Genomic DNA, 15,501 nt, shown 5'->3' on the forward strand with positions numbered 1-15,501 from the left:
CCGCATGAAACCATCGTCATAACGACGCCTGCGATTCCCGGACATGAGAAACCGCACCTCCAATCATCGAATCCGAATTACTTCAGTCCAACAATCAGGGTGCGGTTCAGTCAGAGGGGGCCAAGGATGGACGGACTGCCTACGGCCCCACACCAGAGAGGGCCAAGAGTCCTAAAACAAAGGCCTGCGTGATGGATGTCCATCACGCAGGCCTCCTCGTATGCACGTCGCCCTTTACTTCGGCCAGCCCTTCGGGGTGTGCTCCAAAGACCAGACGCCGAGCTTGTGGGAGAAGCTGTTCTGCCACTTCGCTTCGAGCTGTTCGGCGGTGAGGCGGTTCTCGGCGGACTTGAGGCGGTTCATCGCGTTCGTGTGCGTGTCGTCGAGCAGCCACTTGCGGATGAGGAAGTTCCACACCATCACGACGGCGGTGGCGATCAGCTTGCCGACGTTCGTGCGCAGCAGGTATTCCGCGTGCTGCGTGACGTAGGCGTCGTGGTTCATGCCGTAGGTGGAGATCCAGATGATCGCGTCGTTCATGAACAGGCCGATCACCGCGCCCACGACGAAGATGACGATCTCCATCCAGCGGGCCATGTCGTCACGATGCTTGAACACGAACTTCATGCTCGCCAGATAGTTGAAGATCAGCGAGATGATGAACGAGATGGTGGCAGCGATCACGTTGTGCATGTGGAACACGCCGACCAGGATGTTGAGGATGCCCCAGTCGATGATGAAGGCGATCACGCCGACGATGCCGAATTTCATAAGCTGTGCGATCAGTTTTCTCACAAGGGGCCATTCAACACCATCCATCTGACCGGAAGGCCGCTCCCCCGCCAGTCAGCCAACAATCTCCCCATTCGGGAACCGCCCGCCAACGCGCCTATCATGGCTATGACACCGGCTATGACGCATGGGGTGTCATGCGAAAGCGAACAGCGAAAGGCGGAGGACGGCATGGACCACATCAGGATGTATATCGATGGACGGTGGATCGATTCCCCGTCCGGAAGGACGGCGCAGATCATCAACCCCGCCGACGGCCGCCCGGCGGCGACGATGACGCTCGGTACCGCCGAGGATGCGGACAGGGCCGTCGCCGCCGCCGAACGGGCGTTCAGGCCCGGCTCGTCATGGCGGGAACTCGCCACGGACGAACGCGCGGAACTGATGCTCAAGGCCGCCGACCTGATCGAGGAGCGTGCGGACGAACTGGCCACGGCCGAGACCAACAGCGTGGGACGCGTATACCGGGAGACCAGATACGACGACGTGTATGCGGCCAGCGGCGCGTTCCGCTATTACGCCGGACTCGTCCACGAACTGCAGGGCAGGTCCTCCACCGCGAACGGCGACATGATGACCGTGACCGTCCGCGAGCCGCTGGGCGTGTGCGCAGTGCTGGCGCCATGGAACTATTCGATGGGCACCACGGCCGCCGGGATGGCCCCCGCGCTGGCGGCCGGCAATACGGTGGTGGTCAAACCGTCGTCGCTCTCCCCCGTCGCCACGGCGATGATGGTCCAGGCCATGGCCGATGCCGGATTCCCCGCAGGCAGCGTCAACCTGGTGCTCGGCTCCGGCTCCGAGGTCGGCACCGCCATCGCCCGTAACGAGCACGTGGCCAAGATCACCTTCACCGGCGGCACCGAGACCGGCAGGGACATCATCGCGAAGTCCGCGACCAGCGTCAAACGCTATGCGATGGAGCTGGGAGGCAAATCACCGTTCATCATCTTCGACGACGCGGATCTGGACGTCGCCGTCGACCGGCTCATGTTCGGCGTCTTCCTCAGCCAGGGGCAGGTGTGCGTCGCGGGTTCGAGACTGCTGGTCCAGGACACCGCCTACCGACGGGTGATGGACCTGCTTGAGGAACACGTTCCCGCAATCCGCATCGGCATGCCGATGGATCCGGACACCGAGTTCGGTCCGATGGTCTCCAAGCGGCACATGGAACGGGTGCTGGACTACATCCGCATCGGCCGGGAGGAAGGCGCCAAGGTACTCATCGGCGGCCACCGGATCACCGAGGGCGAGTTCGCGCAGGGATATTTCGTCGAACCGACCGTGTTCGTGGACTGCACTCCGGACATGCGCATCGTGCAGGAGGAGATCTTCGGCCCGGTGCTCACCGTGCAGACCTTCACGGATGAGGCCGAAGCCATCCGACTCGCCAACGACACCCGCTACGGTCTCGCCGGCGGCGTGTTCACCTCGGACATGGGCCGGGCGCTGCGCGTGTGCACCGGCGTGGACACGGGCATCATGTGGGTCAACACGTATATGGACGACACCCAAGGCATGTCGGTCAGCCCCCACGGGCAGAGCGGCACGACCGTGGACGGCGGTCTCGACGGGTTGAAGGAGTACACCGTGCTCAAGCAGATCAATCTGAAGTTCACCCCGTCCAAGGCGGGCTGGTTCAGCGGCGTATCCGGGAACTAGACTGGGGCCGTACATCGTACCATATTCCGTCAAGGAGGAATCATGCCCGTCATCCATACCCATGTGTCCGTGAAGACCACGAAGGAGCAGCGCGAGGCGCTGAAGGCCGCGTACGGCAAGGCGATCACCGCCGTGCCGGGCAAGTCCGAAGGCTGGCTCATGTGCCCGTTCGAGGATGATATGCCGATCTACTTCGGCGGCTCCGACGACCAGCCGGCCGCCTACGTGGAGGTCAACGTGTTCGGCCGCGGCGCCATCCCCGGCTCCGCGTGGGAGAAGCTCACCAAGAGCATCATGGCCGCGCTGAACGGCGAGCTCGGCATCCCCGAGGACCGCACGTACATCCGCTACACCGCCACCTCCGACTGGGGCTGGAACGGCGGCAACTTCTGAGCCGCTAGCGACAGAAGACGGAAAACCCCGCCATTGTGGCGGGGTTTCGTTATTGTCCTGCGACGCTCGCGACGCTATCGCTGCTCGCTGCTACGAACAGTCCACCGGACTGTTCGTCAGACGATCTTCGGCATCGGGGTGGTGAGCGACGTGGTGAGGTTCACGTGGACCAGGCCGGCGCCGGCGTGCACTTCGACCTTCTTCAGGGTCACGGTGCGCTCGTCCTCCGGGGCGCGGTCGTTGTCGGTCATCGTCGCCGGGGACTTGACCGCGACCAGCGCGAGATCGGCGAGGGAGAAGCCGGCGGACTCGCACAGCTTCACGGCCTCGTCGCGGGAGGCGAGGAAGCCGTCCTTGAACTTGACGCGGTCAGCCGGAACGCCGTACGCGTGCTCGGCGACCCACTTCACGTTCTCGATGACGGACATGCCCTTGTGGCTGTGCGGACGGGCCGGCATCGAGCCGTTGGTGAGCACGTCGACGAACGCGTCGAGCTGCGGGGCGAGCGCCTCGCCGCCGTCGCGGTACAGGTTGCCGATGATCGGATCGCGGAACTCGAGCTTGGCGGCGGTCTCCTTGAGGGCCGGGATCTGGTCGTCCTCGCCGTCCCACAGGTTGATGAGCGGGAACGTCGGGATGTCGAGGCCTTCGAGACGGTTCACGTGGAACGGGTAGCGCCAGGAGAGCTCCGGATCGTCGCGCCACGTGGACGCGCGGGTCACGACGATCGCGGCGGACGGCCACTGCGCGTCGAACTCGCGGCAGGCGATGTCGAGCCACTTCTGCGCGCCGGCGTCGGTGCCGTAGCCGGCTTCGACGATGACGACGTCGTGCAGCGCGCACGCCATCTCGACGGAGACGAGCGTCGGGATGCCGATGGACACGTTGGCGAACGGGCCGCCGTGCACGTAGACCGGGGAGCCGTTGACGGTCTCCGTCTTCGCGGGCTTGACCGCGTCGGCGAGGATGCCGGTGATGCGCCACAGGTCGACGAACTCGCCGAACGTGACGGCCTTGCCATCCTTCGTGCCGGCGATCATCTTCGCGACGCGCTGGCCGATCTCGTCCATCGAACGGGACAGCACGACGATCTGCATGAGCTCGCAGGTCGGGGTGAGCACGACCTTCTCCTTGACGTCGCCCTTGCCGTAGTCGACGGCGATGGAACGCAGGGAGCGGGACGGCACTTCGGAGACGCGCGGCACGAGGATCGCGTCGAGCTTGCCCTCGTCGACGGCCTTCTCGGCGAAGGAGACGAGCAGGTTCTGGGCCGCCTCGATGGCGCCCATCTCGCCGCACAGACCCCAGTCGATGAGCTCCGGGTGGGTCAGGGAGGCCTTGCCGCCGCCGGACGCGCCGCCCTTGGAACCGGCGGCGGTGATGCCCATGCTCGGCTGGCGCAGCACGGCGGCCGCGTCGATGCCGCGCTCGTTGAGCGCGTCGATCAGGGCGATGGTCGTCGTGGTCTTGCCTTCGCCGCGCGACGCCTTGAGCGGGGTGTCCGCCGTGACGAGCACGACCTTGCCGTGCTTGCGCGGGGCGTCGGGGTTCTTCTTCAGGTAGTCGAGGTAGCCGAACGCGTCGATCTTCTCGACCAGACCATACTGGCTGGTGAAGTCTTCGATGGTGGTCATTGTTCTCCTATGTCTCCTACTCGCATCCGAAGATGCCGGAATCAACGCGCACAATGATGCCACACCCATTGGCACGTATTGTTTCATAGCCTACAACCCGTGATTCCCGAGACTCGATTCCGCGGGCGAAGCGCCTACCTTACCCGAGACCGTATGTCTCGTGACGCCGCCCACATGGCCAAGCCAGCATCCGAGCGGGATGGTGAGCACGCCGCCGATGATGAAGATGAGCCGCACGTCGATCATGTCGGACAGCGGCCCGAAGACCATCATGCCCAGCGGGGTACCGAAGGTGGAGAACGCGTTCAACAGTCCGAACACGCGGCCCTGCATGTCCTCCGACGATTCCTGTTGGAGCATCGTGAACGCCGGCGATGCGGCCAACGGCGTGGCCAGTCCGGTCAGGAAGTCGATGATCAGGAACACGAGCAGCGTCGGCGCAAGGCCCAATCCGGCCGTGGTGATGCCAATCAGCACGAATCCCACGGCCACCGCGCGCAGGCAGTCATGGATGCGTTTGGCGCCGATGGACGACATCAGCAGCCCGCCGAGAATCATGCCGATGCTCCACGCCAGCTCGTTGGCGGCCAGTTTGTCCGACGTGCTGGAGAGCACGGCGAACCCGAGGTTCAGGTCATCGTGCCGGTATTCGCGGTTGATCAGTAGCAACGTGAGGTTCATCGGCGCCACGTTGATGAAGCAGACCAGCGCGTTGCCGAGGATGACGCTTCTGATGCGCCGGGACCGCCACGCGTACGCGAAGCCCTCCCGCAGGTCTCGGATGACGCGCGCAGTGGTGCCGGGGGTCGCAACGGTTTCTCCAGCCGTCTCGCCGCCGGTCTCCTGCACGTCGGCCGATTCGGGGACGCGTATGCACGCCGTGAATCCGATGCCGATGACAGCCGTGGTCACGTCGACGAACAGGATTGCCCACAACGGCAGGACATTGACCAATACGGCGGCCAGCGCGGGCGCGGCAATCTGATTGGCGGACTGCAGGGTCCCGTTGACGGAGTTGACCCGCATCAGCTTGGATTCCGGTGTGATCTGCGGAATGAACGACTGCACGGCCGGAGTCTGCACGCCACCTCCCGCCGACCGTAGGGCGAGCACCAGCATGATCAGCAGAAGATCCGCCCAGCCGGTCGCGAACGCCGCGGCCAGCAGGACGGTGAGACCCGCGATCACGGCATCGGGCAGGATGATGAGCAGTTTACGGTTCCACCGGTCGGCCCAGACGCCGCCGAACATGGACACCACGGCCTGCGGCAGGCACGTGGCGATCATCGCCGCAGCCATGACCGAACCGGAATCCGACCGCATGACCAGATGCCAGAAGATAGCGTATTGCACGACCGACGACCCCAGCAATGAAAGCGTCTGCCCGGTCAGCAGCAATGTAACCCGCCGTTTCCAGGTCGTGCCGCGCGATGGGGCCGCCGGCTGGCGGTCAGTTGGGCTGAGGGAGCCCGATGATGGCGTATTGGATGACGTATGAAGTGAAGTATTGTCCGAGGTATTGGTTGACATGACGATCCTTGGGTATCCGTCTCCCGCATGCCGATGAACGGGAGGTCCGATGATGACGACGGACGGCGCACGGATACAGCTCGAACATGGTCGCCGAAAACCGCTGAATCGATGGCATGCCGACGGCCACGCGTCGGCGTGGGAAAGGCATACGAAGGGCCATAGGGAAAAGGCCATAGGGCCGCAACAGCGGTGAAACGGGAGACGACGAGCCGCGTTACGCGCGCCCGCCGGTCACGCGCGGGCGGAACTGGATCCTCGCCATCACGCATGACATGATCATCATGCAACATCTCATGCGCGTCACGATACCAATCCGCCGAACCGCTCGCGCACGGCATCCGGAATCCGGACGAACCCCAGGAGTCTCCCCCACCCCCATACACCAGCGGCCGGAAGAGGAGCGTCGCCTCTTCCGGCCGCTGTCCGGCGTATCGGGCATCTCACGCGCAGCACCTGATCACGCAGGCGGCTGCGCCGGGCGTATCCGGACGAACCTAGAAGTCGGACATGTGGAAGCCGTTCTTCATGGCCATGGAGCGCGTGTACAGCACGGAGTCGAGCAGCTTGTCGGTCTCGACGCGCAACTGGTCGGCCATGGTCTGGTTGGCGGCGGCCAGAATCCCGCGCACCTCGCCGTTGCGCACGGCGTCGATGATTGCGTCCGGCTCGAGCGGCTGCACGTCGCCGTCCACGTTGTCCGCCTCGAACTCCTCTTCGGCGGCGGATTCCGCGGCGGCCTCCGCGTCCGTGAGACCCAGCCGCGCGACCTGTTCGTCGGTGGCGGCGACGAGACGATGCCCGGCGGCGAGCGTCTTCTGCTGGTAGCGTTCGACGGCGTTCGCGGTGTCGGCGAACGCGCCGTCGCACAGGGCGGCGATCACGCGGTTCGCCCAGTAGAAGTTCTCGGTGGTGACGCGCGTCGTCGTGTCGGCGAGGTAGGAGGGGGTCGCGTCCACGTTCGGGTAGAACGGGACGAGCGTGTTGAACGGGTTGGAGCCGTACGCCATCCACTGGATCGCGCGGTTCGCCTGCGGACGGTACGGGCGGATCTGCAGCACGGCGAGCTGGCTCTGGCGGTTGATGCCGATCGGACGGTACATGTGGCGCGTGTGCTCGTCGCCGCGCTTGCCGTACGGATCGTACGGGGTGCCCTGGTAGTGACCGGACAGCACGTACTTGACGTCCTCGATCGTGATCTTACGCTCGGGCTGGCGGGCCCACGGGATGTCGTTGTTCTCCGGGCCGTGGTCAGCGTCCGCGCCGTCCCACACCTCGTCGTACGGGTTGAGGAAGCGCTGCATCCACCAGGCGCGCGGCGTGTTGTACACGTGGTCGGAGTCGGAGTGGGAGCCGAACGCGTCGCGCGGGTTGAACGGCGTCGTGTTCTCGACGGCGAGGTCGAGATGGTTCTCCTCGATGAACTCGGCGAGGTCGGCGGAACACATGTGGTCCTCCTGGTCACCGAGAGCGTCGTCGAGGTCGAACTCGTCGATGCCGAGCTGGTTCGGCATCGTCACGTACGCCTCGTCCGGCACGCGCTTGGCGATCCAATGATGGCCGCCGACGGTCTCCATCCACCAGATCTCGTTCGCGTCGGAGAACGCGGTGCCGTTCATCTCGTACGTGCCGTACTCCTCGAGCAGCGCGCCGAGGCGGGCGACGCCCTCGCGCGCGGTCTTCACGTACGGCAGGACGATGGTGAGGAAGTCCTCCTCGCCGATGCCGCCGGGGATCTCCGGCTCGTAGTCGGCGTCGCCGGGCGTGCCGTGCGCCGGGACGCGCTCGACGAACGGGTCGGCGCCGAGCACGCGCTCGTTCGTGGTAAGCGTTTCGGTGGCGCTCATCGCGACGTTCGCCTCGTTGACGCCCGCCTCGCCCCAGATGCCTTCCTTGCGGTCCGCGTTCGGCACGGACGTGTACTGCAGCGGATCGTCCGGCAGGTCGATCTCGACGTGCGAGATGACGGACTTGTAGCGGCGCGGCTGGTCCTCGGGCTTGATGACGAGGAACTGCTTCGGATTGAACTCGCCGTTCGCGGAATCCTCGTTGCGGGCGATGATGGTCGAGCCATCGTAGCTCGCGTCCTTGCCGACCAGAATCGTGGTGCAGGCCATAGGTATGTGTTGTCCTTTCTGTAGTGCGTTTTTCCGTAGACGTTCCGTAGGTGCGGTGTCGCCTCCCTCTGACGAGGGAGGTGTCATGCGAAGCATGACGGAGGGAGAGACGGGAGCGGCCCGCGGGCCGCGGGAAACGGCATCGCGCAACGCGCGATTCATGCCGTTGCGGACCGGCGTCCGTGGTCTCTCCCCCACCCGGCTTCGCCGGGAGCCCCCTCGTCAGAGGGGGCCGAGGAAAGCGCCATGCGCCGTGGGGCGCGTGTCCGAGGCGGCCCGGGCGCGCGATCAGGCCTTGCCGGTGAGGAAGATGCCGGCCTGGTCGGGGGTCTCGCCGGCCTCGCGCAGCTTGTGGAGCAGCTCGTTCATCCAGAAGCCCTGATTAAGTCCGGGCAGCGGGTTTTTGGTGGCGTAGACGTGCAGGTAGTAGTCGTGGTTCTTGTCCGGCGGCTGCGGGCCGTTGTACCGCATGGTGACGGCCGGGTCGTTCTCGCGGCCCACAAACTTGGAGGCGGACGAGTTGCGGCCCTGCACGGCCTCGGGGATCATCGAGGCCATCTGGCGGGAGAAGTCCGGCGGGATGGCGAGCGCGTGCGCATCGTTGAAATCGAACATCAGCGCGTCGATGGGCAGGTTCGCGACGGTCCAGTGGATCCATTCGAATCCGCACACGGGAATCGAGTCGGGGTCGGTGAACGTCCAGTGCAGGTACTGGGCGTCCGGCGAGACCTCGTCGATGTAGAAGGGGAAGGAGATGACGGGCACGCCGCCCGTGCGGTATTCGGGCGCCGCCGCCTTGGCGAAATCGTCCGGAACCACGGTGAAATCAGCTGAGATCTTCATGTCTCCCAGTGTATCGCGCGGGAACGCGGCGAACGCGACGGGAGACGCGCGCGGTCGGCGGGATGACGGAACGACGGAACGACGACGCGCCCGTCCGCTGCGAACGTGCGGACGGGCGGGAACGCCGGATACGGTGGGGAGGACCGCCGTCGGACGGTCCTCCCCACCATGACGTGATATCACAAACAATGTCACGTGATGTCGGTCACGTCACGTCGGTCACGTCACGTCACGTCGCGCGTGACGGTGACGACGTGACGCGCCGCCGTTCACCGCCTCGCGCGATCGACCATGAAGGCGGCGCCGCCGGCGATCAGGCACAGCAGCATGAGCGCGATCGGCACGACGATCGAGGTGCCGGTGTTCGCCGTCGTCCCGGCGGACTTTGCCGCGCCGTCGGCCTTGGCGGCCGGCTTCTTCGCGGAGCCGTCGGACGGCTTCTCCGACGGTCCCGCCGGCTGGTCCGGTTCGGACGGGTTGCCCGGTTCGGACGGTTCCGTCGTCGCCTTCTTCAGCGTGCCGGAGAGCGCCGTGATGGCGTTCTCGATGGACTGGGCGTCGGAGGTCCTGGCGTCGTACTTGAGGTAGGCGGCGTCCGCGAGGTTCGCGGCGAGCGTCTTGGCGTCCGCGATGGCCTTCTCGAACGCCTTGCGGCTGGCTTCGGTGTAGGTCGTCTCGTAGCTGTCGGCCTTGGTCGTCGCCTCGGCGTCAGCAATCTTCCCGTTGAGGTCCGGCAGCTTCGACAGGTCGACGTCGTCGCCCAGCTGACGCACCTTCTCATCGGTGGTGACGCCGATGAACTTGCCGAACTTGGCGGTGTTGTCGTTGCCGTCCGCGTCGGTGTTCGTCAGGCCGGGATCGTTGCCGTAGACGGCGGTGCCGTAGGTGGCACCGGTCGTGCTGTCGGGATCCGGGGTGCCGTTGCCCTGGTAACGCAGGAGGAACTTGCGCGACCAGCTCGTGATGTTCGGACCGCTGCCCACCGGCGCGCCCACACCGTTGATGATGGTGTTGAACGTGCGGACGGCCTTGGCGTTGTCGTCCGCGTTCTTCAGATCGGCGAACGACTGGGTGGCGACGTTCTCGATGATCACGCCCTTGGAGTTCGGCACTTCGACGGCGTTGTCCATCTCCATGGCCGTGGTGCCGGCGCCGGTGTGCTGGTCGGGATCGGTGGGATCGCCGTCATCCTGGGTGCCGGCGTCCTTCGCCTTCTCGGGACCGGTGTAGATGAACACGTTGTAGATGCCGAGGCCCACGGCGTAGTGCTTCTTCACGGTGTTGGCGACCTTGTAGGCGGCGTAGCCCTTCACGGTGCCGTTGTGGCTCATCCAGCCGGCCTGATCGACCGGGTCGTAGCACTTCTCGTTCTGGTAGAAGAACGTCTTGCCGTTCTCGCCGTTCCAGAGCGTATCGTACTCCTCGTGGTGCTCGTTGAACAGGGCGTACGCCGTCACGTCGTCGCCGTTCACGACGAGGCCGTTCTTGGAGTAGTTCCACTGCTTGCCCCAGCCGACGCCGGCGCCGTGGTCGGCGCGCCAGATCCAGAAGTGGTCGGCGATCGTGTTGCCGGTGTTGATCTCGATGCCGGTGTCGGCCGAGGTCGTGCCGTCGGTGGTGCCGCCGATGCGGAAGAAGATGTCCTGCAACTCGATCGGGTTCTTGGCGTCGCCGGCGGTCTTCGTGGTGCCCACCTGCAGCAGGTACTTGGAGTGCTTGCCGGCGTCGAGGATGAGCCCGGCGAGGCGGACGCCCTTCTGGGCCTTGTCGGAGACGCGGATGGCCGTATCCTCGTTGTCCGAGATGATGGTCGCCATGCCGGTGCCGAGGACGACGACGCCGCTGCGGTCGATGTCGATCGGGGTCTCGGCATGGTAGATGCCGGGCGTGAGGTAGATGTTCTTGCCGACAGCGATCTGCTTGTTGATCTCGGCGGCGGTGTCGGTCGGCTTGGCGATGTAGAACTCGGAGAGCGGGATGCTCGTGCCCTTGCCCATGCCGTCGTTCGCCTTGCCCTTGCCCCAGCTGACGCCCTTGGCGTTCTCGCGGTAGCCGGGCACGAACACCTGGTATTCGCCGTTGTCGTCAAGGTAGAGGAACGGCTTCTCGGCGATTTTCTCGGTGGAGTCGATGGCGGTCGTGACCTGCTGGTTGTTCCCGTCGCCGGCGATGCCCCAGTTGCTGGTGCCCTTGGTGCCGACGAGTTCGGTGCCGGTCTTGCCGTCGGAGCCGGGCACATTGCTCGCGGTCACGCCCTGCAGGAAGTTGTTGAGCGTGGTGCCGTACGCCGCGCCCTTGAGCTCGGAGTTGCGGGTGTAGAACTGCTGGCCGGATGCGGTGCCGGCGGTGTTGCCGCCGTCATCGCCCTCGAGCTTGGAGTCGGCGGTGTAGCCGCCGGACGCCCAGCCGTAGTTCCAGTCGTAGGCGACGGCGCGGTCGGTCCACACGCGGCGCATCGGCGCGGCCTGGGCGACGCCCCAGTTCATGTAGTCGGGGCGCCAGGACTGGTTCAGCTCGGCGGGTCGCGAATCGCCCGGCGCGAACGTGGCGTTGCCGGACTTGCCGTTCTCGGTGTGGGTGTTCTTCACGCCGAGGTTCTCGATGGAACGCCAGAAGTTGCAGGTGGCGTTGCCCTGCTGGGCCGAGGCGCCGGCGTTCGCGGCGAGGTAGGAGGACGTGGAGATGTTGTTGAGCATCGTGTCGGTCGGAATCTTGCCGAGGCCATTCAACGAGGTGTAGAAGCCCACGTTGATGTTGGAGATCACGTTGCCGTCCTTGACGTAGCTGCCGGGCTTGAAGTAGACCTGCCAGTGGTCGCTCCTGAACTGGGCGTCGGCGGCGATGTCGTTCTGCTTGGTGAACAGGTCGGCGAGGACCTTGTCGACCTTGACCATGTCATCGGTGGGGGCGAACACGAGCGTGTGGTCGCCGAAGAGCTCACGGTCGAGGGAGGCGGCGGTCTCGGGCAGGTCGGAGGCGTCGCCGTCCTCGTTCACGGTGACGACCTTGTAGTAGTTGGCGTATTTGCCGCCCTCGTTGAGCTTCTCGTCGGTGTAGGTGGTGCCGGTCACGGGCTTGTCGCCGGTGACGCTCACGAAGTCCTCGTCCGCGGCGTAGGCGGACTTGGCGCGCAGCACCTTGTAGCCCTTGGCGCCCTCGACCTTGTCCCAGGTGAGCGTGATGGCCTTGCCGTTCTTGGCTTCCGCGGCCTTCACGTTCGTCGGCGCGGCCAGACGCACGCCCTTGGCGGTCGTCAGCGCGACGGCGTCGGTCGCGGCGGAGGCCGCGGCCGTGCCGTTGAGGCTCTTGACGGTGACGTCGTACGAGGTGCCGGCGGCGAGGTCGCCGAGCGTCGCCTGGGTGGCGGTCGTCTTGAGCGTGACGGCCTGCTTGCCGGCGTCGGTCGGCGTGGCGTCGATCTCGTAGTCCGTGACGAAGGAGTCCCTGGCAGCGGTGAAGCTCACGTCGGCCGTGGCGTTGGTGACGTTGGACACGGTCACGCCGGTCGGCGCGGCGGGCGTCTTGTCCGTGTGGACGATGAAGTGCCCCGCGGCGGCGTCCACGGTGTCGGTGGAGTCGGTCACGACCAGATTCGTGCCGTCGGACTTGAAGAGCTCGTTGGTGTCGGTGTCCTGGAAGGCGACGGTGCCGTCGCCGGCGGGCACGAGTTTGATGGATTCCCAGCCGCCGTAGCCGCCGTCATCCTTCACGCAGACCTTGCCGTTGTTCTCCGCGGCGATGCTGGTCCAATCGGTGTTGTTGCGGACGTGGCCGCCCTTGAGGCGGGCGTTGCTCTTCTTGCCTTTGACCGTGACCGTGCGGGCGCCGTTCTGGTCGCCCCAGCCGACGATGCTCCACAGCGTGGAGTCGTCGGACGCGGCGGTGAACGTGACGGGCGAGTTCACCGTTCCGGGATCGGTGACGTACTCGCCTGAACCGACGTAGGCGTCGCCGTCCTTCTTCGCGAGCTCGATCCTGATGTCGTTGCCGAGACCGGCATCGGCGGTGGCATCGGCGGCCTGGGCCGTGGAGGCGGCCGTCAGACCGCACAGCAGCGTGGCGCACGCGACGAGCGCGCCGACCGCGGCGCGCCATCGGGTCGAAGCCCCTCCTTCATTGGAGTTCCCCATGAGATTCCTTTCTTCCATCCTCACCCGTCCTCCGTGGCCGGGTGCATGAGTACATGAATGCATGCAGTGCATAAGGCGCATAACGCGCATAAGCGCGTGAACGACATCGCGCGTGAACGACATGAAGAAGGCCCGCCGCATGACTCGGCGGGCCTTCAGGAGCCTTCCCGCGGATGTTGCGACCGCGAGAACGCGCGGCGATCGGACTACAGCTTCTCGCCGTTGCTGGCGATCACGTCGCGGTACCAGTAGAACGACTTCTTGCGGCTGCGCTGGTAGCTGCCGTTGCCGTTGTCGTCCGCGTCGACGTAGATCATGCCGTAGCGCTTCTTCATCTCGCCGGTACCGAAGGAGATGACGTCGATGCATCCCCACACGGTGTAGCCGATAACGGGAACGCCGTCGTAGTCGATGGCCTTCCTCACCTGCTCGATGTGCGAGCGCAGGTAGTCGATGCGCGCGTCGTCGGCGATGTAGCCGTCCGAATCGGGCGTCTCGTACATGCCGATGCCGTTCTCCACGATGAAGATCGGCTTGCCGTAGCGTTCGAACAGCGAGCACAGCACGTAGCGCAGGCCCACCGGGTCGATCTGCCAGCCCCAATCGGTGGCCTTGATGTACGGGTTCTTCACCTGGCCGGGCAGGCCATGGCCGTCGAACTCGGGCACCTTCTCGGCGGAGACGGCCGCGCTCATGTAGTAGCTGATCGAGATGAAGTCCACGGTGCCGGCCGCGATGATGTCGGTGTCGCCCGGCTCCATCTCGATGTCGAAGCCCTCGCGGTCCCAGCGGTTGAGCAGGTAGCACGGGTATTCGCCGTTCACGTACACGTCGCCGAACAGGTAGCGGTCGCGCATGAGCACTTCCGCGAGCATGACGTCCTCGGGCTTGCAGGTGGCCGGGTAGATCGGCACCATGGCGAGCATGCAGCCGATCTGGAAGTCCGGGTTGATCTGGTGGCCGCGCTGCACGACGAGCGCCGAGGCGACGAACTCGTTGTGGATGGCCTGCCAGATCTTCTGCTCCACCTCATGCGGGGTGTCGTTCGGATCCGGAATGATGCCCGAATTCGTGTACGGGAAGATCTCGGTGTGCATCTCCATCTGGTTGTTGACCTCGTTGAAGGTCAGCCAGTACTTGACCAGATCCTTGTAGCGCTCCATCACTGTGGAGGCGAACTTGAAGTAGTAGTCGACGACCTCGCGGTTGGCGAAGCCGCCCATCTTCGCCAGATGCAGCGGCATCTCGAAGTGCGAGAGCGTGACGACCGGCTCCATGCCCTTGGCGCGATAGTCCTCGAAGAGCCTCTCGTAGAACTTCAGGCCCTCCTCGTTCGGCTCCTCCTCGTCGCCGTTGGGGAAGATGCGCGACCAGGAGATCGAGGTGCGGAAGCACTTGAAGCCCATCTCCTGGAAGAGCGCGTCGTCCTCGCGGAACGTGTGGTAGTAATCGATGCCGCGCTGGTTCGGATAGTTCTCGCCCGGGACCACGCCGTCGGTGATCCTGCGCGCCACGCCGTGGGCACCGCCGGTGAGCACGTCGCAGATGCTCGGTCCGCGGCCGTCCTCGTTCCAGGCGCCTTCGAGCTGGTGCGCGGCGACCGCGCCGCCCCAGAGGAAGTTGTCGGGGAATCCCATCTTCGGTCCTTCGCTCACTCGGCGGTCTTGCCGTCGAGGCGCTTGTACAGGTCGATAATCTCGACGACCATCGCGCGGAACACCTCGGCGGCCATCATCTGGTCCTCGACGTGGGTGAGCAGCAGGCCCATCTTCACCGGGTTGCCGGCGGCCTCGCGCTGCACGAGGCCCGCATGCACGGCGTGGCCCTCGCGGTAGCTTGCGTCGCCTTCGTCGATGGACGCCTTGGCGCCTTCGAAGTCGCCTTCCTTGGCCTTGCTGAGGGCCTCCATGTAGTCGGACTTGGCGGTGCCGGCCGCGGTGATCAGCTGGAAGCAGGTGGTCTCCAGATCGAATTCTTCGTCTGCCATGTTGGTACGCTTTCTCGTTTTGTCGCTGTTTTGTCGCTGTATGTGTGTGGTTCGGATGGGCGGCGATCACTTGCCGGCGAGCTTGAAGGCGAAGTCGAGGACCTTGTCGCCACGGGCCATGCCGTAGTCCTGCGGGGCGATGACCTCGACCGGCTTGGTCTCGAACTCCTTCTTGACGTCCTTGAGCATGTAGCGCACCTGCGGGCCGAGCAGGATCACGTCGGCGTCCTGCGCGTTGGTTTCGAGGGTGGAGACCGGCATGGCGGAGACGTCGACGTCCTCGAGGCCACGCTTGGCGGCCGCGGCCTGCATCTTCTTGACCAGGATGCTGGTGGACATGCCATCGCTGCAGCACAGTACGATCTTCATGATGTTTCTCCTTTGAATGGTGAATGGTTGAAGTTGGATGTGAA

Annotated in this window: 11 protein-coding genes; 2 read left to right on the forward strand and 9 right to left on the reverse strand. The window is 65.2% G+C overall.

Annotated features, from left to right (window positions below; translation table 11 throughout):
- Positions 1-234 precede the first annotated feature (234 nt).
- Complete coding sequence (locus AC1AYD_RS08285) at positions 235-771, reverse strand: GtrA family protein (RefSeq protein WP_476544974.1); 537 nt, start codon at positions 769-771, stop codon at positions 235-237.
- Positions 772-978: 207 nt separating this feature from the next.
- Between AC1AYD_RS08285 and AC1AYD_RS08290 the strand changes: the two genes are divergently transcribed.
- Both AC1AYD_RS08290 and AC1AYD_RS08295 read left to right on the forward strand, forming a co-directional pair.
- A complete protein-coding gene (locus AC1AYD_RS08290; RefSeq protein WP_476544976.1) occupies positions 979-2,454 on the forward strand; it encodes an aldehyde dehydrogenase family protein in 1,476 nt (491 codons plus the stop codon).
- A gap of 42 nt (positions 2,455-2,496) precedes the next feature.
- Positions 2,497-2,847: a phenylpyruvate tautomerase MIF-related protein gene (locus AC1AYD_RS08295; RefSeq protein WP_476502953.1), complete on the forward strand. Its 351-nt coding sequence runs from the start codon at positions 2,497-2,499 to the stop codon at positions 2,845-2,847.
- A gap of 116 nt (positions 2,848-2,963) precedes the next feature.
- Here AC1AYD_RS08295 and AC1AYD_RS08300 read toward each other — a convergent pair whose 3' ends face one another.
- The 8 genes from AC1AYD_RS08300 to AC1AYD_RS08335 form a co-directional block, all read right to left on the reverse strand.
- Complete coding sequence (locus tag AC1AYD_RS08300; protein WP_476544977.1) at positions 2,964-4,481, reverse strand: formate--tetrahydrofolate ligase; 1,518 nt, start codon at positions 4,479-4,481, stop codon at positions 2,964-2,966.
- A 90-nt stretch (positions 4,482-4,571) separates the two neighbouring features.
- Entirely contained in the window at positions 4,572-6,011 is a 1,440-nt protein-coding gene (locus AC1AYD_RS08305) for an MFS transporter (protein WP_476544978.1), read from the reverse strand.
- 497 nt (positions 6,012-6,508) lie between these two features.
- Entirely contained in the window at positions 6,509-8,128 is a 1,620-nt protein-coding gene (locus AC1AYD_RS08310) for a C69 family dipeptidase (protein WP_476544979.1), read from the reverse strand.
- A 288-nt stretch (positions 8,129-8,416) separates the two neighbouring features.
- A complete protein-coding gene (locus tag AC1AYD_RS08315; RefSeq protein ID WP_476544981.1) occupies positions 8,417-8,971 on the reverse strand; it encodes a YbhB/YbcL family Raf kinase inhibitor-like protein in 555 nt (184 codons plus the stop codon).
- 269 nt (positions 8,972-9,240) lie between these two features.
- Positions 9,241-13,101 (reverse strand): fibronectin type III domain-containing protein, encoded by a 3,861-nt coding sequence (locus tag AC1AYD_RS08320; protein WP_476544982.1) that lies wholly within the window; start codon positions 13,099-13,101, stop codon positions 9,241-9,243.
- A 206-nt stretch (positions 13,102-13,307) separates the two neighbouring features.
- Positions 13,308-14,738 carry a 6-phospho-beta-glucosidase gene (locus AC1AYD_RS08325; RefSeq protein ID WP_476532394.1) on the reverse strand — a complete coding sequence of 477 codons (1,431 nt, stop codon included), beginning with the start codon at positions 14,736-14,738 and terminating at the stop codon, positions 13,308-13,310.
- Between the two features lie 14 nt (positions 14,739-14,752).
- Positions 14,753-15,088 carry a PTS sugar transporter subunit IIA gene (locus tag AC1AYD_RS08330; RefSeq protein WP_476502960.1) on the reverse strand — a complete coding sequence of 112 codons (336 nt, stop codon included), beginning with the start codon at positions 15,086-15,088 and terminating at the stop codon, positions 14,753-14,755.
- A 66-nt stretch (positions 15,089-15,154) separates the two neighbouring features.
- Positions 15,155-15,457 (reverse strand): PTS sugar transporter subunit IIB, encoded by a 303-nt coding sequence (locus AC1AYD_RS08335; RefSeq protein ID WP_476502961.1) that lies wholly within the window; start codon positions 15,455-15,457, stop codon positions 15,155-15,157.
- Positions 15,458-15,501: the final 44 nt, after the last annotated feature.

Source organism: Bifidobacterium sp. LH_426, assembly GCF_056356875.1.